Source organism: Pedobacter riviphilus (assembly GCF_014692875.1).
Taxonomy (GTDB): Bacteria; Bacteroidota; Bacteroidia; order Sphingobacteriales; family Sphingobacteriaceae; genus Pedobacter; species Pedobacter riviphilus.
On record NZ_CP061171.1, the window covers coordinates 1172303 to 1192257 of the forward strand.

A 19955-nucleotide genomic window follows, 5' to 3' on the forward strand; every position below is an offset into this window, starting at 1 on the left:
TACAAAAAAAAGAACATGATAAAATATACATTTAATCTTCTCTTATTCATAATGAGCGTACTGGTCGCACAGGCAGAACAATTATATGTTAACCCTCAGACTGGTAATGACACAAACTCAGGAATAAAGACACACCCATTAAAGACAATTTTTGAGGCAGCTAAGCGCGTAAACTTAAACAAAGCGCAGGGGGCAACCACCATCTTCCTATCAGCAGGTGTACACTTGCTAACCGAAACCGTTGTATTCACCAATGACAAGTATACCTTTAAAAATCGCCTTGTCATTTGTGCGGATGTTATGCCTGACGATGCAGGCTGGACCCCTCAAAAAATGCCTGTTGTGGTAACAGCAGTACCGCTTGCACCAGGTATTGGCGGAGAAGAAGCGAAAGGTATACAACCGGAGGTGAGTCATGTAACCATTGAAGGCCTGAGATTTACCGGCAGTCCCGATTACACCTATATAGATGGAAATAATTTACGTCGCTCCTATCCAATATGGCGTGATGGAAAAAAATTGGACGATCTACTTGTAACACAATGCCTGTTTGCCGGAGACGTTGATGTATTGCCGTTACATGTGGGGGTTATAGCCAACGGTTATGGCCTGGTTATCGATCATTGTGTTTTCTTCAACTGTAAAATTCCAGTTGTTTTTTGGAAAAACGATGGCGGGGCCGGCAGTCGTAGTGCAATGCGTTATTCGCTAGTATATGGGGGCTATTTCTGTGGCGTTTGGACTACGCTGGGCACCAATGGAGACGATTTCGACTTTCACCATAACATCATAGCAAACACTGCTACCATATGGATCAGAGAAAAAGGAAGTAAAATCGGATATAAAGTTTCTGATTGCATTTTTACCAATTATACCAAACTGGCAGGATACGGAAGTGGCCCGTTAAGCGACAGTAATGCAACTCCGACGGATTTTCTGGAAATGAAAAACGTACAAACTACCGGAACTGTAAAAATTGAAAAAGATCAGAGTAAACGCAATTACCTGCAATTAGCGGAAGGTTCGATCGGTTCGGACATACAGGCAGGCCTTTTTAAAAAGAACCTATAGTTGAAATTAATCATGAATACACAGGGACAAACTAATTTGATTGACCCGGTTTCGCCAATTTTGAAATATCTCAAAATCGATTGATTATCAGAAGGTAATCGGCAAATTGTTTTTTAGCGAAGAGGGGCAATAGTTTGTAGCTTTTCCAGCAAAAACTGATTTTAATCTACTGTTTGTAACCAATGGTCAAGAACTTGAATATATTTCATATTTTTGAATTGACCAATAACATCTAGCCAGCGATACAAAATAACAGCATGTTATACTTCACCAGCATTGCAATTTCTTTATACCTGTTCGTACTATTAGCGGTTAAGCCCAACAAAATAACTGCAGATAAGCTGCTCATGATTTGGCAGCTGATAGCAACGCTTCACTTAGCCGGTTTATATTTGCAAGTTTCAGGAAATTATCGCCAATTTCCCAATTTAATAGGCTGGGGAGATTTATTGGCACTTGTGCATGGCCCTTTTTTGTATCTATATATCTTTCATCTAACCACACCAATAAAATTTAGCAAGAAAAAGCTACTTCATTTTTTACCTGTTGCTTTTGCCTATCTTTTATGGATCTCTTTTTTGCTACAAAACCCAGCGCAAAAGCTATTGCTTTATGACCAGGGCTTTTCCTCGCCTTACTATAAAACCATTGGAATCATCACCAATATTTGCATCATCATTTCGGGAATTATTTATGTATTAGCCGCAATTGTTTTACTGCATCGATATAAGAAAAAAATAAGCGAAGAATTTTCAACTACAGATAAAATCAGCTTGAATTGGCTACGTTACCTAATTGTAGGCATCGCTGGAATTTGGGTCTTTGTTATTTTTTATCCCAAAGAAGAGAGTATCTATTTCAGTGCCTCGTTGTACATCTGCTTCATCGGTTTTTTAGGTGTACGCCAACAGCAAATATTCAAAACCACCAATACCTCCTCCCGCTCTGTTACTCAGAATCCCAACTTTTCTACTCAAAAAGAAAACCTTTCAGAAGCGCCCGCTAACGTGGCATTAATGCCCAATAAAGTAAAATACGACTGGTCTTCACTTACGGATGCCGAAGCTGAACGTATTTTCCAGCAACTTAACAGGATAATGGCACAAGAAAAACTATATAAAAATGAGGAACTTACACTAAGTAAGTTAGCTGAATCCTTAAAGCTAAAAGATGCTGTGCTATCGCAAGTGATCAATTCTAAATTTAACAAGAGTTTTTACGACTATATCAATTCGCTTAGGGTAGATGAATGTGTAAAAATGATTGCTGATGAAAAAAACCAAAACTATACGCTGCTATCGATAGCTTTTGATTGTGGCTTCAATTCTAAATCTTCATTCAATCGCAATTTTCGCAAATTCACGGGTAAATCTCCCTCAGATTTTTTCAGAAAACCAACCGATCTAACCTACTACAAGGCGTTGTAGGTCCTCCATTTTCTTATTATTACTCCGTTATTTCTTCGCTAATAGGTTTGTTTGAAGGCGATTTATATTATTTATGGTTAAGTATTTTACCACTTTAAATAACGCATTATTCTAAATCAATAAGAGGTGCCACGAAGCCTCGTGGGGCGATTGGCATTTATCAGTGTTTCATTTTTGCATTCAAAACAATGGAGTTTTAACTGGTTTACCTTTTGTTAAAGGATGTAAAAAAGGCACTCATTTTTCTTTCACTGTTTTGGTTAACCTATTCTATCTCTTGATAACAATCTTGGTTGATGGGCCTTTTGGCGAATTTGATTCGCAATGGCTGGTCATAGCGTCTACTTTAGGCATTTTGGCTTTAGTATTATTACAGTTTTACAGAGGCTTTAGAGAATAGGTTAACATACTGCTATTACAAATGAAAAACAATTAAATAATAACAAATCTTAAAAAACAATTATGAAATCAATCTCGAAAAAAACTTTATCAACAGTTATGGTCATATCACTAGGTATTTTGTTTTTAGCATCGTGCAAGAAACCTAACGATAACCCAGATAACGGGAATAAAATTTCAATGAAAATAACGGTTACAGTAACTGGAGCTGATCAGAACGATCAGGTAGATTTTCAGGTAAGTGCCGCAAATCATGATGCCAGCCAGTACGGAGCGCCTGTTTGGAAAATGAATGGCATATCTCAAGGTAATCAAAACAGTATATTAATAGACGAAAAAAGTTTTATAGGCACCACAAAAACTTATGTGTTCGAAACCGTAAAACCATTTGATTTTGGGGAACTAAGCATTACTGTTGTTAATTTAGAGGGTGGCCCGATAACGGCCAGCTATAAAACTGAGGTTAATGGTAAGGTGGAGACGAATGAAAATGTGGTGGTTGCTACAGATCAATCTCACAATAAAATGTTCACATATGGATCAAATAAATAAGTCTAACGGATGAATCCAGCTCATCGATTAAAAGGGCTTGTCGCATAAATCATAATCAGGCGCTTTTTGCCTTTGTTTCTGCTTGATTTTTAACCTTATAAGTTTGTGTGTATTTCAGTAAAGTGAAGGAGAACTACTTTTTAATGGAATTGAGGCGTACTATACAGCAGAATATCGCCTGGAATTGAAAAACAATTCTTATCATAATCGTTTCAAACAAGAATTTTTAAAATCAAATTTCTCATGAAGATACTCATGTTCGTTACCGCATTTCTTTTCTCTTGTATCTGCGTTTCTGCCATTGAAACAAAAATAGTAATAAGAGCCAAAGCAAGAGATGCAAAGTTCATCGGTAGCTCCCTCGGCGGTGCTTACGTAATCATCAGGAACAAGGTCAATCAGCAGATTTTAGCTGAAGGTAAAACCACTGGCAGTACGGGTAATACAGATCTGATCATGAAAGGTCCCAAAATGAGAGGAAGTTCCATTGTGGATGCCCAAACTGCGGGTTTCCTGGCAAATATTGATATTGACGAACCCACATTCATTAGCATTGAAGTGGTCTCCCCAATTAATCATAAACAAGCTCAGGCGAAAGTAAGCACAGAGTTATGGTTAATTCCGGGACGGGATATTTTAGGGGAAGGAATTATTTTAGAAATACCGGGGTTCATCATCGACATATTGAAACCGCGAACCCACCAATATATAGCCCTGAATGACATTAAAGACAAGCTGTTCCAGATTCAGGCTAATATTGTAATGATGTGTGGATGTGTTATTGATAAAGGTGGAGTTTGGAACGCTGATGAAATCGAAGTGAAAGGCATCCTTAAAAAAGATGGAAAACATATTAAGGAAATTAAAATGTCATTAATCTCGACAAATCTATTTGAGGGCAATTATCTAATTAACGCTGCTGGAAACTACGAACTGATCTTATATGCTTATCATGAAAAGACAGGTAATACAGGTGTTGATAAGGTAAACTATGTGATTTATGAGTAACTAAAGGTTATTCAGCCCGGTTAAAAATCTAATTGGTCTTGTTGGGGCGTTTGTTTAATGGGGTAAAAAGCGGGTTCAGAACACTAAATATCCGCCCATCAGGTGAGGTAAGGGTTAACCTGAATGATAAGTTTGAACTCAATCAATCATATACTTTTACCCATTACCAAAGCAATTATGAAAGCACTGAATTTAATAGCCAGACACTAAATTATCATGATGCGCGGAGCGAGGTGATATATCGCCTTGGGCAGCATTGGGTTTGGGAAAAACAGTTAGATTATCGTTATAACCCTAACGCTGTACCTGGCCTGCTACAAAGCTATTATAAGTGGAACGCTGCAGCCAGTCAAATTAGTTATCACTGATTTGACTGGCTGATTACCTGTTAAATTTTATAAAAGCTCCTTGTGTTCCATCAGGTAGGCCATTGCTTCTTTTACTGCCTGTTCTGGTTTTATTGGATTAAATCCTAATTCATTCCTTGATTTGGAAATATCAAAATCCTGTTGAAGCCCCGAAAACATAGCAATATCTTTTGTGGTAATAATAGGTTGTACCCCTTTTATTTTGGCTGAAAATTCCATCAGACCTGCTATTACATATAATAGAAATTTAGGAACTGCACCAGGCACTTTGAGTTTCAATTCCGGATAAAGTGTTTGAGCTAACTTGGTGGTATCTGTTATGGTCATACATTTTTCATTGGCAAGGATATAACGTTCACCTGAACGACCTTTTTGTGCCGCCAGATAACAACCTTCGGCAACATCTTTCACATCTACCCAATTGAGTGTAATTTTGGTGTCTATTGGAATTTGCTTATTCAAAATCAGTTTTAATATGCCATAAGAAACATTCAGCGGAAAAAATGCTTCGCCACCTATCATTGCACTAGGCATTACTGAAATTAGTTCAACACCTAATTCTTGAGCTAGTTGAAAAGCAAGCTTTTCACCGTCATTTTTAGAATTGTAATACATATCCCTGCGGTTAGGATTATAGCCATTACTTTCTTTTGTAGGGAGATGGGTATAATCCAGCGCTGCAATAGAACTCACATAAACAATCTTTTTTACCCCGGCTTCTGCTGCGGCTTCAATGGTGTTGCGCGTTCCCTGCATATTTACATCGTAAATTTCTTTTTTCGGGTCTTTGGCCCACAATTTGAAAGCTGCGCCTACTGCATAAAATATATCAACTCCTTCTAAGGCTTTTACAAATGAAGCTTTGTCGGTAATATCTGCCTGTACGACTTCGCAATCCAGACCTTTAAAGCAGTCCTTGTTTTTGATATTGCGAACAGAAGCGCGAACCCTAAATCCCTTTTTTATTAGTAATCTTACCAGATTGTTACCCAAGTGTCCGTTGGCACCAGACACGAGTACTAAATTTTTATTTATCATATCCATTGATTTTAAATGATGATGCAAAATTCAATTTTGCCCATTTAAAATCACTTCACAAATGTTACTTAATGATTTGTTTTCGGATACGGCTTAAACTTTTTGCGTTCATTCCCAGAAAAGAAGCGATATACTGCATCGGCACATTTTGTAGCACTTCGGGGTGTTCATTCATCAGTTTTAAATACCGTTGTTCTGCACTAAGGGTGGCCAGTTCCTTGGCACGATTTTCATTGTAAGACAAAGATTGCTGAAATACAAAAAAACTAAATTCCTTAAACGCAGGACTTTGTTGTACAAGCCAATCAAGATCAATTTTGCTAATACGTAAAAGCTCACACGCTGTAATGCATTCCATGTTTTCGTCGGATTTATATTGGTTTGCAAAATTAGAATATGAGGTAATGAATCCCGGAGGGCAATTAATATGTGTTGTTACCTCATCGCCCTTATCATTGTAATGAAATAAACGTACAAAACCCGACACAACAAAATAGAGATAAGCCGGGATTTTTCCTTCCTCTTCAACTATTCTGCTTTTCGGATATAACACAGGCTCGAAGTATTGAATGCATAGGTCTTTTTCCGAATCAGAAATTTTTACATTTTGTGCAATAAGTTGAATAAGGTGGTTATGCATGCTACAAACTTAAAAAAATATAGTCCTGGAATATCATAACTGTTTTATTAAACATATTTATTCAAACACTTTCAGTTTGAGTGATAGGTTAATTTTTCATTTGGAAAAGAATGTGCTAACTGAAAGGAGTTAAGCTAGACCTAATATTTTTTCTCTTTTAATATCTTAAGCATTGCAAATTGGTTTGGCATTCTCCATTTAAGTTCAGAAATAAGGGTTGCCAAAAATATCATTCCACCACCAATCAATAACCTTGATGTAATTTCTTCTCCCAAAATAAAATGTGCAGCGAATGCTCCGAATATGGGTTCGAAAAGATAGATGATAGATACCCTTTCGGCGCTAATGTACTTTTGAGAAATATTTGATATTGTGTACATGTAGGCCGTTGAAAACAACGCACAAAAAATAATGCCAATCCAAAACGTTTCTTGTTGAGGTATCCAGGTAGGATTTCCCTGAATAAACGTTAAGAGGAAAGTTAATATGGCACAAGTGGCAAACATCGGTACAATCGTAGGAATAATATTGCCCGCTGTTGATTCCTTTTCAATCTGGATTAAATATATGGCGAAACAAAAAGCACCGATAATGGTGTATAAATCGCCGGTTCCAATGCTGAGTTTATCGGTAACCGATATTACAAAAAGCCCAATTAATGCCGTAAAAGCGGCAATCCATGTTTTTAGTGCTGCGGTTTTTCGGTAAATGATAAGTTTAATGATTGGAATCATTACAACTGTTATTCCTGCCACAAACGAACACTGCGATGCGGAGGTATGTGTAATACCCAGTGTTTGTAAATAAATGCCCAATACCAGTGGAATAGCCAAACCCGCACCTGTTTTAATTGTTGTTGAATCTAGTTTCTTTACATGTTTCCAGAAGATAACGGATAAAACCATTGTGGCGAGCAAAAAACGATAGCATAAAAACAGAACTGGCTGGTGCTGGCCAATAGCTAGTTTGGTAACTGAAAAGGAAATGCCCCAGAAAGCGGTACCCAATATCAATAAAATTAAAAAGAGGTTTCTTTTTTCCATTAGGATACTTTTAATTCGTTTTCGTTAACCAACACTTTTTTCATCATCAAATCTGTTTGTTCATCATCTCCAAGCCAAAACTTATGCTTATTGAAAGTTATAAAACCATTTTTTTCATAAAACCTTAAAGCCCTGTAGTTTTCTTCCCATACGCCCAGCCATACATAACTGGCCCGTATTTCGTGCGCAATATCAATGGCTTTTTGATAAAGTAGCTGACCAACTTTTTGTCCGTAAAATGCTTTCAGAATATAAATCCGTTCAATTTCAAGTGCATCAAGATTTAATTTTTCGGTTTGCGCTTGTCCTGTGTTGATCTTTAAATAGCCAATAACTTTTCCATCAAGCAGCGCAAAATAAAACTGAGAATCCTGATTGCTCAGTTCTCCTGTCAGTTTTTCTTCAGAAAAGCCTTTTTCAAGGTACTCTTTCATATTCTCCTCAGTGTTTACGGCTGCGAAAGCTTCAGAAAATGTTGTTCTCCCGATCTCCTGTAATTTTTTGATATCAGCTAGTGTTGTCCTTTCGATAATGATCTGCTCCATGGTACGAATGTAATAACTCTTTAAATGTAATAAAATGCTATTTTTTCATTTATTAATGCGTATTTTGCATTAATGGATCTTCAACGAATCAAGTATTTTTTGGCCCTGGCAGAGCAGCTTCATTATTGGAAAACGGCAGAAAAGGTAAATATTACGCAGTCAGCCCTCACCCGCCAAATTCAGTCGCTCGAAAATGAATTGGGCCTGCAGCTTTTCGAGCGTAATAAACGTAACGTAAAGCTCACCCCAGCAGGTAAATTCTTAAGAGAGAAATGGGAAGTCGAATTAAATGAACTCGAATATATCCATCAGTTTGCCAAACAGATCCATTTAGGGGAGCGCGGAACCATTACCATTGCGCATCCTGATTCTATATCGGCTTCTATCATGCCCGATATTTTGGCTAAGATTACGCAGGCATTTCCACAGCTTCAAATTAAATTGGTACAGGTTTTATATGAAAATCAACTGGATTTTCTAAAGAACTATAAGATAGACCTGGCCATTACGAGGGATATTACCAGTGAACATGGTATTAAATCAAAAAAAAATATATTCCGATCACCTGGCTCTGGTGGTTCCCTTAGCACATGCTTTTAAAAGATTTGAAGATTTATCTACGGAGCGCCTTAAAGTGCAGAAGTTTATTCTGCCTACCAAGGATGAGGGTAGTAGCTATAGCGAGATTATTCAGGCACTTTTTAAATCTTATGATTTTGCTCCTGATGTGTTTCTACATTCCGAATTTGGATCAACTATTATTGCGCTCGTACGGAAAGGATTGGGAATAGCCATTTTGCCAGATTCTTATATGCACCATCAAAGTCCCGGTGTACGGTTTATCTCTTTACCTTTTAAAACCGATATATTGATTAATTGGCGTGCCGATGATCATAATCCTGTGCTTGCGAATATTCTAAAACTTGTTTTTGATCATTAGAGATAATACCAATGATGCCGTGCTTTTATCGTTAACACATTATTTTTCCAATAATACCATCTCCATTTTACGGCCTCCTATGATTATTTCCTGTTTATAAAGCTGTCTGGTTATTTGAAAGCCATAGATAGACTTTAAATCTCGTTTTTTACTGTTTTGTGCCTCTGAAATTAAACGAAATGTCGCCCGATGCGGTTGGTAGGGTAACAATAACGATATTTTTTGCTGCGTGGCCGTATACCAATGTTCCTTCTGGAGCCCCAATCGCCTCCGCATCATTTGAACCCTGTATTGCTTTTATGGTGAAAATTTTTGATGTTACATTGGAATAAGGCTCACCAGGTTTTGCTGTAACCTTTACTTTGTTGCCATTCTCTTTTGTAACCTGGATAATTGCATTAAAATATTCGGTTGAAGTAATATCCACTGTTCCCTTATAGGTGCCAGCAACTCTAGCTGCGGCAGCTTCATCCGAATTATTTGACGGAACATCTTTATCTTTGCCCTTGCAGGAAAATAGGAGGGTTAATGCTAATGTAAAGAACAATAATGATAAATTTTTACTAATTGATTTCATGGATTGATTTTTTAATATTTCTGTTTTAAACTGATCAAAATTATCATGTGTATTTTTCTAAGTATGTGCAGAAATGCTCAATTATAGCATTCACCTAGTAGGATTGCCAGCATAATACAAACGATTTTTAAATTGCCGGTAAAAAATAATCATGCTGTTAAATAGCATGCATACAAAATAAAATGAAAGAATTTGTTGAACTTTCGGTGAAAACCATTACCATTAATAGAAATGAATTTTTAAGCGTAAAAGGAAGTATCGATACAAATGTGTATTATATCGAAAGTGGCAGTTTACGATTATTTGTTTTGGATAATGATGAAGAGCAAGTGATCAGATTTGGTTACCAGGATAATTTAATTGTTTCGATGGATTCTTTTTTAACCGGTAAACCCTCAAATTATTTCATCCAGGCCATTAAAAAAACTGTAATAAGGGTTATAACGAGGCAACAGATTGATAATTTTTTGAAAATTGAAAAGAATCAGCTCCTTTGGATAAAAATTTTAGAAAATCTTGTTGTTCAGCAGCTTGGACGTGAAATCGATATTTTAACAAGCTCGCCAATAGAGCGATACAACCGGGTTTTAAGCAGGAGCCCACAGCTTTTTCAGCAGATTCCACTTAAACACATTGCAAATTATTTAAGAATGAGCGCCGAAACACTATCGCGTTTAAAAAAAACCTTGACTTCGGTCAAGATTTAATTATAAAAAACCAAACATCTTTGCATCATTACCGATAAAAAATATTGATTATGAATGCACAAAAAATTATTAAAACCAGTAGCCAGGTTTACATCGTTTTTTCTATCCTGAGTTTATCTTATGTTAGTATTTCATCCATTTGGAATCCGCAAGCAACGATGGATTTAGTATCTATCCAATTGCCCAATACAGATGCTATAAGCTCTATAAGGGGAATATATGGAGGAGTTGGTTTGCTGATTACCTTTTTGCTGATTTACCTTTTGTTGAATGATATCTGGAAGGCTCTTTTTTTTCTTTTGCTTTTTTGGACTGCCTATTCCATTTCCAGGTTGATCACAATTTGGGTTGATGGACCTTTGGGTAGTTTCGGTTCGCAATGGTTAATCATTGAATCAATTTTTGGTATTTTAGCTTTGGTACTGCTGCTTTTACATGCCAGAATCAAGAAAGAAACAAGTGTTTCACAGCAATAACTTGCTCAAAAATGATCGTTTTAATGCAACAGTTATTATCTTGTGTTAATCTTAATCGAAAAAATATTATCAGTAGATGTATTTAACTTCATTGCCAGATCATTCCAACCCTGATTTTGATCAGGATCTTCATTTTAGACGGTTTAAAATGCAAAACGTTGTTTTTAATACTGTTAGCAGTTATAGTTTTTGCGATGATCATGTAGGTTGCCTTTCTTTCAAAACAATATTAAAGGGAGAGGAGTGGTACGGGGTAAATAACCGCCGGTTAGCCATCAGGCCGGGGCAGTTCCTGATCTTAAATGATGAACAGAATTATTCCTGTAAGATCGATAGCCACGATAAGGTAAGGGGCTATCGGTTTTTTTTCAGAAAGATTTTGCCGCGCAGGTATTTCGGGATACTTTAAAAAGTGAAGTGGATTTATTGGATAATCCATTTTATAGGAATAATGAACAACCGGAGTTTTTTCAGACATTGAATGATGTCGGTCCGGAATTACAGTTGCAACTGGCAATGCTTGTTTCAGGCCTCGAAAATAATGGCTATGATGATGGCGCTGAAGAACAACTGTTTTTTTTACTTAGGTACCTGATTAGTACCCTCAAATCTGATACGGAAAAAATATCAGGGGTTGCGGCCATAAAGCCAAGTTCAAAAATCGAAATTTACAAGCGTTTATGTATTGCGAAGGATTTTCTTCATTCAACTTTTATGGAGAAGCCCGATTTAAAATTACTGGGTAGTATTGCTTGTTTATCAGTTCCCCAGCTCATCAGGCAGTTTAAATCTGTATTTAAGGTTACGCCACATCAATACCTGATTCAGTTAAAACTTAAACAAGCTGTAGATTTACTTAAAAACACAGATAAACCCATCCATGAAATAACCTGGGGCAGTGGATTTGAAAATGAGAGTGCTTTTTGCAGGGCCTTTAAATCTGCATATGGTCTGCAACCTTTAATGTACAGAAAAATGCATCGATAAATAGCGCATTTTTGCACATGTTTCCTGTTAAATAGAGCGTAATTTTAAGCAGTTAAAAATTCAAGCCCTTTACATGAACCGCGCCTTTATTTTTTTCTTTTATATTTTATCCTCCTCATTTTGTTATGCCCAGGATCTTACTATTCCACTTTACCAGGGCCAGGTGCCAAATGCAAAGAAAACTCCTGCAGATTACATAGAGGAAACTGACAGCAGTGGGCTAATTAAAAATGTAAGCATGCCCACCATGCAGGCCTATCTCCCGAATAAAAACAAAGCCAATGGAACAGCCGTAATCATTTTTGCTGGTGGTGGTTATTTTGTTCTTGCTCCAAAAAAATGCATTGAAATTGCTAAGGCATTTAATACACTGGGGGTAGCTGCCTTTGTTGTGAAATACCGGTTGCCCAGCGATAAAATTATGAATGACAAAACGATTGGTCCGTTGCAAGATGCCCAAACGGCGATTAAAATGGTGCGTATGAGAGCGGGAGAATGGAATATAAACCCAAACAAGATAGGGATGATGGGACTATCGGCAGGAGGACATTTGGTCTCAACAGCGGGTACCCAGTTGAACAGGGTAGTGATCGATAATAAAGAAAATACATCGCTCAGGCCCGATTTTATGATTTTGCTTTATCCTGTTATTATTTATGATCCGGATATACCCCGCACCAGGGAAAATTTAATAGGAAAAAAGCCTACTCCTCAAACTTTGGGATTATACAGCACCAATAAGTCTGTAAGTCAGGCTACACCGCCAACGTTTTTGGTCCACGCGGCTGATGATGATGTAATCCCGGTGAAAAATAGCCTGCAGTTTTTCGATGCATTGCAAAAAGCAAAGGTTAAAAGTGAAATGCATATACTGCAAACAGGTGGCCATGGTTTTGGTATTTATGATGAAGAAAATAAAGATAGCTGGTTTGTAAGCTGCTACAAATGGATGATAAAAAACGGTTTTGTACCTGCCGATTGATAAACAAAGAGGTTCGAAAAGTGAGATTCCATCATTCAAAATCAGCTGTGTTTTGAATTTTATACCAGCCACTTTTAATCAAAAAAAAACTTTTATAGCAGTATATAATTTACATTTTTTAGGCAAAAAAAGCATTCAGTTTAAATAACTTTGTTTTTCAATGAAAAAATCGAGAAATCGATTTATCTTTTTTAAACCAAATAATTTAAAATGCTTTTAATTATTCTCAACATTATTTTTTGCATCTCGTTTTTAGGCTTTGCTTATGTAAATTTAAATGATAACGATGCTTTCCTTTGGGTGTCTATCTACCTCAGTGCTGCAATATGCTGTGGATTGGCTGCAGCAGGTAAATTTTACCCTTTTGCTTATCTGTTTTTAACCGCTTTTTATTTAATTTATGCTGTAATCCTGTTCTTCGCAAAAGATGGCGTACGAGATTGGATTACCAAATACAGGCGCGAGAGCCTTGTGCAAAGCATGCAGGCCACTAAACCTTATATTGAGCAAACACGAGAATTTTTTGGTCTATTGATTATTGCAGGTGCATTATTGATTAATTATTTTGTCTCTGCAGGTATTACCGCTTAAGTGCCATTAGACAATTTATTATGAGAGATGATCATATGAAGGCGGTAAAGGAAATAATAGCGTCTACTGTTAAAAATAATATCAGTGTAGAGGCTGAAAAGTGGCTGGAAGATTTTATACAATCTACGGATAAATCGGCACAGTTAGCCAAAGTATTTGTAATGCTGCCACGTAAAACGGGCAAATTACCGGTTGCAATTAACAATGATCAGCAAGAAGTACTCCATGCAGCAGGCTTTGGGTATATCCGTAACTGGACCATAGACAGGCTTAGTCGAGTGTGGTTATTGGCAGGTTTTGATTTGGGAGATAAAGAACGATTATTTTCAACCATTAATCCTTTATTCCTGTCAGCAGAGGTGAACGAAGCTGTAGCCCTGTATTCGGCATTGCCATTTTTAGCTCATCCTGAAATTTGGGTAAAGCGTTGTGCTGAAGGAATCAGGAGTAATATCGGATCGGTTTTGGAGGCGATTATGGAAAACAACCCTTATCCTTCAGAAAATCTGGATGAAGCCGCCTGGAATCAACTGGTGCTGAAAGCTTTTTTTACGGAGAAAAATATCAACCTCATTATTGGTTTAGATAAAAGAGCAAATCTTGATCTTGCATTAACATTGATAGATTATGCAAAAGAACGCTGGGCTGCAGGGCGAAAAGTAAATCCACAGCTCTGGCGTCTGGTTGGTAAATTTATCAATGCCGAGATTTTTGACAACCTTAAAGTTGGTTTACAGCGTTACGATCAAATTGAACAACGCGCCATTGCGCTCGCTGTTTCTCAGTCTGATTATCAACCGGCAAAAGATTATATTAACACTTTTCCTGAACTTAAGTTGGCCCTTTCAGAAGGGAACTTAAACTGGGATTCATTTTAACTATTAGAAATTCAAAACAGAAATATATGTGTTGCAGTAGTTCAATTGAAAGAGATAAAGCATTGATGGGAGCGCCTGAAGCGTTCGATATTAGTGCTGTAAAGGGGATGAAATTCTTCGACCCACATGTTCACATGACTTCGAGAACAACAGACGATTACCAGGCGATGGCCGATGCAGGAGTTGTTGCTTTGATAGAACCTGCATTTTGGTTGGGGCAGCCGCGTACTGGCTTGGATAGTTTTAGAGATTACTATAGTAGCCTGATCGGCTGGGAGCGTTTCCGTTCTTCTCAATTTGGCATTAAACATTATTGTACCATCGGACTTAACTCAAGAGAGGCCAATAATGAAAGCCTGGCAGAGCAGGTAATGGAAATACTGCCTTTGTTTATCTATAAAGAAGGTGTAGTTGGCGTGGGCGAAATCGGCTTCGACGATCAAACTGCGGCTGAAGAAAAATATTACAGATTACAACTTCAGCTTGCTAAAGAAGCAGGTTTACCCGTACAGGTGCACACGCCACACCGCGATAAGAAAAAAGGTACCCAGCGGAGTATGGATATTGCTTTGGAACATGGCCTCGATCCTTATAGCGTAATTATCGACCATAATAATGAAGAGACGGTAAAAGAGGTATTAGATAGAGGCTTTTGGGCTGCTTTTACCATTTATCCGTTTACTAAAATGGGTAACGAGCGCATGGTAGAAATTGTAAAACAATACGGCGCAGAACGTATTATGGTTAATTCAGCTGCTGATTGGGGCATCAGCGATCCTTTGGCAGTACCAAAAACCGCTGCTTTAATGAAAATGCGTGGTTTAAGCGATCAGGATATTGAACTGGTTACTTACCGTAATGCGATTACTGCATTTGCACAGAGCGGACAGCTGGATGAAGCCGATTTCGACGCACAAAAAAATGTAGACCTTACCGAAAAATTTGAAGGTAACACCATTTTACGGGGCGGACAGCAACCAAGAACAGATAAATCGTCTATCATCATCAGCTAAAAGCATTGAAAAAAGTAATTGTTTATCTGCGCATGATGCGCCCTGCCAATATTGTAACATCAGTAGCCGATATTTTGGCAGGAATTGCCATTTCTGGAATTTTAAGCAATGGATTTTCTATTCCATGGTTGCCCATTGTATTTTTAGCCGCATCAACAGCCTGTTTATATGGAGGAGGAATCGTTTTTAACGATGTTTTTGATGCTGATCTGGATAAAATAGAGCGCCCGGAGCGGGCTATTCCGAGTGGCGCAATCAGTTTACAGCGTGCAACTACTTTGGGAAGTTTGTTGCTCTTTGCCGGAATTGCTTTGGCTGCATTAAATAGTTTAACATCGGGGTTATTGGCACTTCTGGTGGCCGTTTTCGCTTTGCTTTATAATAAATTTGGTAAACACCATTCTTTTTTCGGACCGTTGAATATGGGCTTATGCCGTGGATTTAACCTGCTGCTGGGCTTGAGTATTGTGCCAGAAATGCTATACAGTCATTATTATTTAGCCATTATTCCTGTAATTTATATCTTCTCCATTACGATGACCAGCCGTGGCGAAGTTCATGGAGGCCATGCTAAAAACTTATATCTGGCCGCCTTTCTGTATGCAATTGTGATCTGCGCTATTGCTTATTTTGCTTTTGTAAACGATAGGTTGCTGTGGTCGCTGCTGTTTCTGGTTCCTTTTACTTTTATGATTTTCAGGCCACTTTTAAAAGCCATAAAAGAGCCTATTGGTAAAAATATCGGCGGGGCGGTAAAAGCCGGCGTCATTTCACTTATTTTGATGGATGCAGCCTGGGCTGTAACTTTCGATGCCCTGATTTTGGCTTTTATCATTGCGGCTTTATTGCCGTTATCCATTTGGCTCTCTAAATTATTCGCCGTTACTTAACCATCAAACACACATTCTCAAATTGATATGGAACATTTACATCAATCCTTTACCGTACAATATAATTATAATGTTTTCTTTACTTCATCGCTTTTTTTGCCTGAAAACGAACTGTTAAACAGTTTTTTAGTTAACCTAAATCCGGCTGTTGCAGTAAAGAAGATTTTGTTTGTAATAGATGAAGGTGTAGCAAATGCACACAAAGAGCTTAATAACCAGATTAAAACCTATTTTGCAAAATACCCTCAAACGGAGCTCGTTCAGGATATCTTAGTTATTCCTGGGGGAGAACAAGTGAAAAACGACACTAAATATTTTGATCAGGTATTGGAAGCCATCCATATTCATGGTATCGACAGGCATTCGTTTGTTGCTGCAATAGGTGGCGGTGCAGTACTCGATATGGTAGGTTATGCAGCAACGGTTGCACATCGCGGTATTAAACACATCAGAATTCCAAGTACTGTGCTTTCACAGAACGATTCGGGTGTTGGGGTAAAAAACGGAATCAATTATTTTAATAAAAAGAACTTTTTGGGCACTTTTTCGCCACCTGTTGCTGTTTTTAATGATGAAATCTTTTTAAGTACTTTATCCGATCGTGATTGGCGATCAGGTATCGCCGAAGCAATTAAAGTGGCGCTGATTAAAGACCGCCAATTTTTTGAGTGGCTGGAAGTGAATGCCATTGCGCTTGCAAATCGGGATACCACAGCCATGAACTACCAGATTTGGAAATGCGCAAAACTCCACATGGAGCATATCCGCAGTGCCGATCCTTTTGAAAATGGTTCGGCCCGACCGTTGGATTTTGGCCATTGGAGTGCACATAAACTAGAATACTTAACCAATTTCGAAGTGAGGCATGGCGAAGCTGTTGCCATGGGTATTGCCTTAGATACCGTATATTCCAATTTATCGGACAGGATCAGTGCAGAAGATGCTCAAAGGGTAATCAACCTGATTCAGCAACTTGGCTTCGAGTTAACACATCCATTGTTACAGGTTAGCGAAGGCAATAGCCCAATTTTGCAGGGACTGGAAGAATTTAGGGAACATCTTGGCGGCGAGCTAACCATCACTTTACTTACGGGCCTGGGCAGTGGCGAGGAAGTGCATGAAATTGATGCCAATATTTTAAAACAAGCAGCAGAAAATTTAAATAACCAAACCGCTATTATTCAACATTAAGCTATGAAATTAACTTCTGGCCATTTAACCTTCTGTACCAATATTTATGCAGGCGAAAACTGGATGGCACATTTTGCTGTGCTGAAGGCTAGTTTTCCGGTATTGAAAGCGCAACTGTCGCCTAATGCACCGATGGGCATCGGTTTACGTCTTTCCAATCTCGCCAGTATCGAATTGTTGGAAGATCATCATCTGGAATCGTTTAAGCAATGGCTGGAGCAGGAAGGTGGATATGTTTTCACCATGAATGGATTTCCATATGGCGGTTTTCATCATACCAGGGTTAAAGATCAGGTACATGCACCCGATTGGACAACGGAAGATCGCGTTGAATATACACTCCGCTTGGCCAAAATCCTTTCACAATTGCTTCCTGACGATATGGATGGGGGCATTTCAACCTCGCCATTAAGTTATAAGCCCTGGTTTACAAATGCCGAGGCAAGAAAAAATGCCACTGCCAGAGCAACTGCCAATATGATGAAGGTTGCCGAGGGGTTAAATCACATACAGCGCCAAAGCGGCAAGGTGATCCATTTGGATATTGAACCCGAACCTGATGGTTTTCTTGAATCTGGTGCAGAATTTATTGATTGGTACGAAAATGTACTTTTACCTGTCGGGAATGATGAAAACCTGATCAAAAATCACATCCGTTTGTGTTATGATGTTTGTCATTTCGCAATCGGTTACGAACCGCATACAGCCATTATCAACGAATTGCAAGAGAAAGGCATTAAAATTGGGAAAATCCAGATCAGTGCTGCGCTAAAAGCTAAATTGCCAGCATCTGTTTCGGAAAGAGCCGCGGTATTGGATCAGCTCGGCCGCTTTGATGAACCTACTTATCTTCATCAGGTAATAGCAAGAAAAGATGATGGATCGCTATTGCGCTATCCCGATCTTGAAGATGCAATGGCTGAAGGCGAAAATCTGGCGGTACAGGAGTGGCGCGCACATTTCCATGTACCTATTTTTGTTGAAGATATGGGCTTAATCCAATCTACACAGTCAGACATTATCGAGGTACTAAACTTGCAAAAAAATAGCCCTTTTACTACTCATTTGGAAGTAGAAACTTATACCTGGGAGGTTTTACCAACAGCTTTGAAAGCGCCTTTAAACGATTCCATCATCAGGGAACTGGCCTGGGTAAAAACATTATTAGAACAGTAGATTATGCATAAAACCGTTGTTATTGACATAGTAGGCCTATCTTCATCCGTAATAGGAGCGCATACGCCTTTTATCCAAAAATATATTTCTGAAAACCACTTCAACACCATCGAACCCTTGTTGCCGGCGGTTACCACTTCGGTACAGTCGAGTTATCTTACAGGTAAATATCCATCAGAAAACGGTATTGTAGGGAATGGATGGTACGATCATGCCGATGCTGAAATTAAATTCTGGAAGCAGTCTAACAAACTGGTAAATGCAGAAAAAATATGGGACCTGGCCAAAAAAGAAGATCCAAACTTTACCTGTGCCAATATGTTCTGGTGGTACAACATGTACTCTACGGTTGATTATTCGGTAACACCACGCCCGAATTACCTGGCCGATGGGCGTAAATTACCCGATTGTTATTCGCAGCCGGCCGAACTGCGCGACCATTTACAGGCTAAACTGGGACAGTTTCCTTTGTTTCAGTTCTGGGGGCCTGGTGCAAATATTAAATCAACGAGATGGATTGCAGATGCCTCAATGGAAACTGAAAAGCTGTACAATCCTACGCTAACCTTAATTTATTTGCCCCATTTAGACTATTGCCTGCAAAAGTTTGGTCCTGAGCTAGATAAAATCAGTACGGAGCTAAAAGAAATCGATCAGGTGGTAGAAGAATTGGTGCGTTTTTATGAAGGCAGGGGTGCACGCATTATTTTACTTTCTGAATATGGTATTGCGCCTGTAAACAAGCCAATTCACCTTAACCGTTTGTTCAGGGAAAACGGATTAATCCAGATCCGTGAAGAAAGAGGCTTAGAGCTGCTCGATCCGGGTGCTTCAAAGGCGTTTGTAGTAGCCGACCACCAGGTAGCACATGTTTACATTAATGATAAAAGTGTAACTGAACAGGTAAAGGCTTTATTGAAAAGTGTACCTGATATTGAGTTGGTTCTCGATAAAACAGAACAGGAGAAATATCACATTAATCATGACCGTTCGGGCGATTTGGTACTGGTTGCCAAAGAAAACAGCTGGTTTACCTATTATTTTTGGCTGGATGATGCTAAAGCGCCAGATTATGCGCGGGTAGTTGATATTCATAAAAAACCGGGTTACGATCCCGTAGAAATGTTCATGACCTCTAAATTGAGGGCAGGGTATAAACTTTTAAGGAAAAAAGCCGGTTTCCGTTACGTAATGGATGTAATTCCGCTTGATGCCACTTTGGTTAAAGGATCGCACGGTAGCATTAAAGTAGCTGATCGGTTTAAACCTGTTCTGGTTACTTCAAAAGCAATTGATAAAACCTTAAAGGCACCAGATGTTTATCAGGTGATTTGGGATAGTTTAACTGTTTAAAAAATAGCCGTTCTACTGATCTGATGGTTATCGGATCAGCAGGATGATCGCATTTAAGAAGTATCTTGTTGAGTTCAAGTTCAAATAAATTAAGCTTTTTAAG

The 19955-nt window shown here is 38.4% G+C and carries 24 protein-coding genes; 19 read left to right on the forward strand and 5 right to left on the reverse strand.

Annotation, left to right across the window (positions count from 1 at the left end; translation table 11 throughout):
• Positions 1–51: 51 nt before the first annotated feature.
• The 5 genes from H9N25_RS04860 (at position 52) to H9N25_RS04880 (ending at position 4825) form a co-directional block, all read left to right on the forward strand.
• On the forward strand, positions 52–1071 hold the full coding sequence (locus H9N25_RS04860) for a hypothetical protein (RefSeq protein WP_223833588.1): 1020 nt from the start codon (positions 52–54) through the stop codon (positions 1069–1071).
• Positions 1072–1328: 257 nt separating this feature from the next.
• A complete protein-coding gene (locus H9N25_RS04865; protein ID WP_190328128.1) occupies positions 1329–2498 on the forward strand; it encodes a helix-turn-helix domain-containing protein in 1170 nt (389 codons plus the stop codon).
• A gap of 462 nt (positions 2499–2960) precedes the next feature.
• On the forward strand, positions 2961–3449 hold the full coding sequence (locus tag H9N25_RS04870; RefSeq protein ID WP_190328129.1) for a hypothetical protein: 489 nt from the start codon (positions 2961–2963) through the stop codon (positions 3447–3449).
• Positions 3450–3692: 243 nt separating this feature from the next.
• Positions 3693–4457 (forward strand): hypothetical protein, encoded by a 765-nt coding sequence (locus H9N25_RS04875; protein ID WP_190328130.1) that lies wholly within the window; start codon positions 3693–3695, stop codon positions 4455–4457.
• A gap of 41 nt (positions 4458–4498) precedes the next feature.
• The gene (locus H9N25_RS04880; protein ID WP_190328131.1) at positions 4499–4825 is read left to right on the forward strand and encodes a hypothetical protein; all 327 of its coding nucleotides are present in this window, start codon (positions 4499–4501) and stop codon (positions 4823–4825) included.
• 27 nt (positions 4826–4852) lie between these two features.
• Here the strand turns inward: H9N25_RS04880 and H9N25_RS04885 are convergent, their stop codons facing one another.
• The 4 genes from H9N25_RS04885 to H9N25_RS04900 all read right to left on the reverse strand — a co-directional run bounded on the left by H9N25_RS04885 (position 4853) and on the right by H9N25_RS04900 (position 8091).
• The gene (locus tag H9N25_RS04885; protein ID WP_167293656.1) at positions 4853–5863 is read right to left on the reverse strand and encodes an NAD-dependent epimerase/dehydratase family protein; all 1011 of its coding nucleotides are present in this window, start codon (positions 5861–5863) and stop codon (positions 4853–4855) included.
• Positions 5864–5927: 64 nt separating this feature from the next.
• A complete protein-coding gene (locus tag H9N25_RS04890; protein ID WP_167293657.1) occupies positions 5928–6503 on the reverse strand; it encodes a Crp/Fnr family transcriptional regulator in 576 nt (191 codons plus the stop codon).
• Between the two features lie 140 nt (positions 6504–6643).
• A complete protein-coding gene (locus H9N25_RS04895; RefSeq protein WP_190328132.1) occupies positions 6644–7546 on the reverse strand; it encodes a DMT family transporter in 903 nt (300 codons plus the stop codon).
• Positions 7546–8091: a GNAT family N-acetyltransferase gene (locus tag H9N25_RS04900; RefSeq protein WP_190328133.1), complete on the reverse strand. Its 546-nt coding sequence runs from the start codon at positions 8089–8091 to the stop codon at positions 7546–7548. The genes H9N25_RS04895 and H9N25_RS04900 overlap by 1 nt, the downstream gene beginning before the upstream one ends.
• Before the next feature lie 72 nt (positions 8092–8163).
• Here H9N25_RS04900 and H9N25_RS24915 point away from each other — a divergent pair, with 72 nt between their 5' ends.
• Together H9N25_RS24915 and H9N25_RS24920 are read left to right on the forward strand one after the other, a co-directional pair.
• On the forward strand, positions 8164–8691 hold the full coding sequence (locus H9N25_RS24915; RefSeq protein WP_255524570.1) for a LysR family transcriptional regulator: 528 nt from the start codon (positions 8164–8166) through the stop codon (positions 8689–8691).
• A complete protein-coding gene (locus tag H9N25_RS24920) occupies positions 8621–9031 on the forward strand; it encodes a LysR family substrate-binding domain-containing protein (RefSeq protein WP_255524571.1) in 411 nt (136 codons plus the stop codon). The genes H9N25_RS24915 and H9N25_RS24920 overlap by 71 nt, the downstream gene beginning before the upstream one ends.
• 148 nt (positions 9032–9179) lie before the next feature.
• Here the strand turns inward: H9N25_RS24920 and H9N25_RS04910 are convergent, their stop codons facing one another.
• Positions 9180–9608 carry a hypothetical protein gene (locus H9N25_RS04910; protein WP_167293661.1) on the reverse strand — a complete coding sequence of 143 codons (429 nt, stop codon included), beginning with the start codon at positions 9606–9608 and terminating at the stop codon, positions 9180–9182.
• 182 nt (positions 9609–9790) lie between these two features.
• On the opposite strand from H9N25_RS04910, the gene H9N25_RS04915 reads away from it, so the two are divergent.
• From H9N25_RS04915 to H9N25_RS04970, 12 genes are all read left to right on the forward strand, one after another.
• Positions 9791–10315 carry a Crp/Fnr family transcriptional regulator gene (locus H9N25_RS04915; protein ID WP_167293662.1) on the forward strand — a complete coding sequence of 175 codons (525 nt, stop codon included), beginning with the start codon at positions 9791–9793 and terminating at the stop codon, positions 10313–10315.
• A gap of 50 nt (positions 10316–10365) precedes the next feature.
• Positions 10366–10791: a DUF4345 domain-containing protein gene (locus tag H9N25_RS04920; protein WP_167293663.1), complete on the forward strand. Its 426-nt coding sequence runs from the start codon at positions 10366–10368 to the stop codon at positions 10789–10791.
• A 76-nt stretch (positions 10792–10867) separates the two neighbouring features.
• Positions 10868–11200 carry a hypothetical protein gene (locus tag H9N25_RS04925; RefSeq protein WP_190328134.1) on the forward strand — a complete coding sequence of 111 codons (333 nt, stop codon included), beginning with the start codon at positions 10868–10870 and terminating at the stop codon, positions 11198–11200.
• Between the two features lie 17 nt (positions 11201–11217).
• Complete coding sequence (locus H9N25_RS04930) at positions 11218–11778, forward strand: helix-turn-helix domain-containing protein (protein ID WP_190328135.1); 561 nt, start codon at positions 11218–11220, stop codon at positions 11776–11778.
• A gap of 73 nt (positions 11779–11851) precedes the next feature.
• Complete coding sequence (locus tag H9N25_RS04935) at positions 11852–12760, forward strand: alpha/beta hydrolase (RefSeq protein WP_190328136.1); 909 nt, start codon at positions 11852–11854, stop codon at positions 12758–12760.
• A 210-nt stretch (positions 12761–12970) separates the two neighbouring features.
• On the forward strand, positions 12971–13351 hold the full coding sequence (locus tag H9N25_RS04940; RefSeq protein WP_167293666.1) for a transmembrane 220 family protein: 381 nt from the start codon (positions 12971–12973) through the stop codon (positions 13349–13351).
• A gap of 20 nt (positions 13352–13371) precedes the next feature.
• Positions 13372–14229: an EboA domain-containing protein gene (locus H9N25_RS04945; protein ID WP_190328137.1), complete on the forward strand. Its 858-nt coding sequence runs from the start codon at positions 13372–13374 to the stop codon at positions 14227–14229.
• A gap of 26 nt (positions 14230–14255) precedes the next feature.
• Positions 14256–15242, forward strand: coding sequence for a TatD family hydrolase (locus H9N25_RS04950; RefSeq protein WP_190328138.1), 987 nt, complete (start codon positions 14256–14258; stop codon positions 15240–15242).
• Positions 15243–15247: 5 nt separating this feature from the next.
• A complete protein-coding gene (gene eboC, locus H9N25_RS04955; RefSeq protein ID WP_223833589.1) occupies positions 15248–16132 on the forward strand; it encodes a UbiA-like protein EboC in 885 nt (294 codons plus the stop codon).
• Positions 16133–16153: 21 nt separating this feature from the next.
• On the forward strand, positions 16154–17323 hold the full coding sequence (locus H9N25_RS04960; protein WP_223833740.1) for a 3-dehydroquinate synthase: 1170 nt from the start codon (positions 16154–16156) through the stop codon (positions 17321–17323).
• A gap of 3 nt (positions 17324–17326) precedes the next feature.
• The gene (gene eboE, locus H9N25_RS04965; protein ID WP_190328140.1) at positions 17327–18499 is read left to right on the forward strand and encodes a metabolite traffic protein EboE; all 1173 of its coding nucleotides are present in this window, start codon (positions 17327–17329) and stop codon (positions 18497–18499) included.
• A 3-nt stretch (positions 18500–18502) separates the two neighbouring features.
• The gene (locus H9N25_RS04970) at positions 18503–19852 is read left to right on the forward strand and encodes an alkaline phosphatase family protein (RefSeq protein ID WP_190328141.1); all 1350 of its coding nucleotides are present in this window, start codon (positions 18503–18505) and stop codon (positions 19850–19852) included.
• Positions 19853–19955 lie beyond the last annotated feature (103 nt).

Coding starts and splice junctions, on each gene's coding strand:
- H9N25_RS04860 (WP_223833588.1), top strand. CDS start 52: ATGAGCGTACTGGTCGCACAGGCAGAACAATTATATGTTAACCCTCAG.
- H9N25_RS04865 (WP_190328128.1), top strand. CDS start 1,329: ATGTTATACTTCACCAGCATTGCAATTTCTTTATACCTGTTCGTACTA.
- H9N25_RS04870 (WP_190328129.1), top strand. CDS start 2,961: ATGAAATCAATCTCGAAAAAAACTTTATCAACAGTTATGGTCATATCA.
- H9N25_RS04875 (WP_190328130.1), top strand. CDS start 3,693: ATGAAGATACTCATGTTCGTTACCGCATTTCTTTTCTCTTGTATCTGC.
- H9N25_RS04885 (WP_167293656.1), bottom strand. CDS start 5,863: ATGATAAATAAAAATTTAGTACTCGTGTCTGGTGCCAACGGACACTTG.
- H9N25_RS04890 (WP_167293657.1), bottom strand. CDS start 6,503: ATGCATAACCACCTTATTCAACTTATTGCACAAAATGTAAAAATTTCT.
- H9N25_RS04895 (WP_190328132.1), bottom strand. CDS start 7,546: ATGGAAAAAAGAAACCTCTTTTTAATTTTATTGATATTGGGTACCGCT.
- H9N25_RS04900 (WP_190328133.1), bottom strand. CDS start 8,091: ATGGAGCAGATCATTATCGAAAGGACAACACTAGCTGATATCAAAAAA.
- H9N25_RS24915 (WP_255524570.1), top strand. CDS start 8,164: ATGGATCTTCAACGAATCAAGTATTTTTTGGCCCTGGCAGAGCAGCTT.
- H9N25_RS24920 (WP_255524571.1), top strand. CDS start 8,621: ATGGTATTAAATCAAAAAAAAATATATTCCGATCACCTGGCTCTGGTG.
- H9N25_RS04910 (WP_167293661.1), bottom strand. CDS start 9,608: ATGAAATCAATTAGTAAAAATTTATCATTATTGTTCTTTACATTAGCA.
- H9N25_RS04915 (WP_167293662.1), top strand. CDS start 9,791: ATGAAAGAATTTGTTGAACTTTCGGTGAAAACCATTACCATTAATAGA.
- H9N25_RS04920 (WP_167293663.1), top strand. CDS start 10,366: ATGAATGCACAAAAAATTATTAAAACCAGTAGCCAGGTTTACATCGTT.
- H9N25_RS04925 (WP_190328134.1), top strand. CDS start 10,868: ATGTATTTAACTTCATTGCCAGATCATTCCAACCCTGATTTTGATCAG.
- H9N25_RS04935 (WP_190328136.1), top strand. CDS start 11,852: ATGAACCGCGCCTTTATTTTTTTCTTTTATATTTTATCCTCCTCATTT.
- H9N25_RS04940 (WP_167293666.1), top strand. CDS start 12,971: ATGCTTTTAATTATTCTCAACATTATTTTTTGCATCTCGTTTTTAGGC.
- H9N25_RS04945 (WP_190328137.1), top strand. CDS start 13,372: ATGAGAGATGATCATATGAAGGCGGTAAAGGAAATAATAGCGTCTACT.
- H9N25_RS04950 (WP_190328138.1), top strand. CDS start 14,256: ATGTGTTGCAGTAGTTCAATTGAAAGAGATAAAGCATTGATGGGAGCG.
- eboE (WP_190328140.1), top strand. CDS start 17,327: ATGAAATTAACTTCTGGCCATTTAACCTTCTGTACCAATATTTATGCA.
- H9N25_RS04970 (WP_190328141.1), top strand. CDS start 18,503: ATGCATAAAACCGTTGTTATTGACATAGTAGGCCTATCTTCATCCGTA.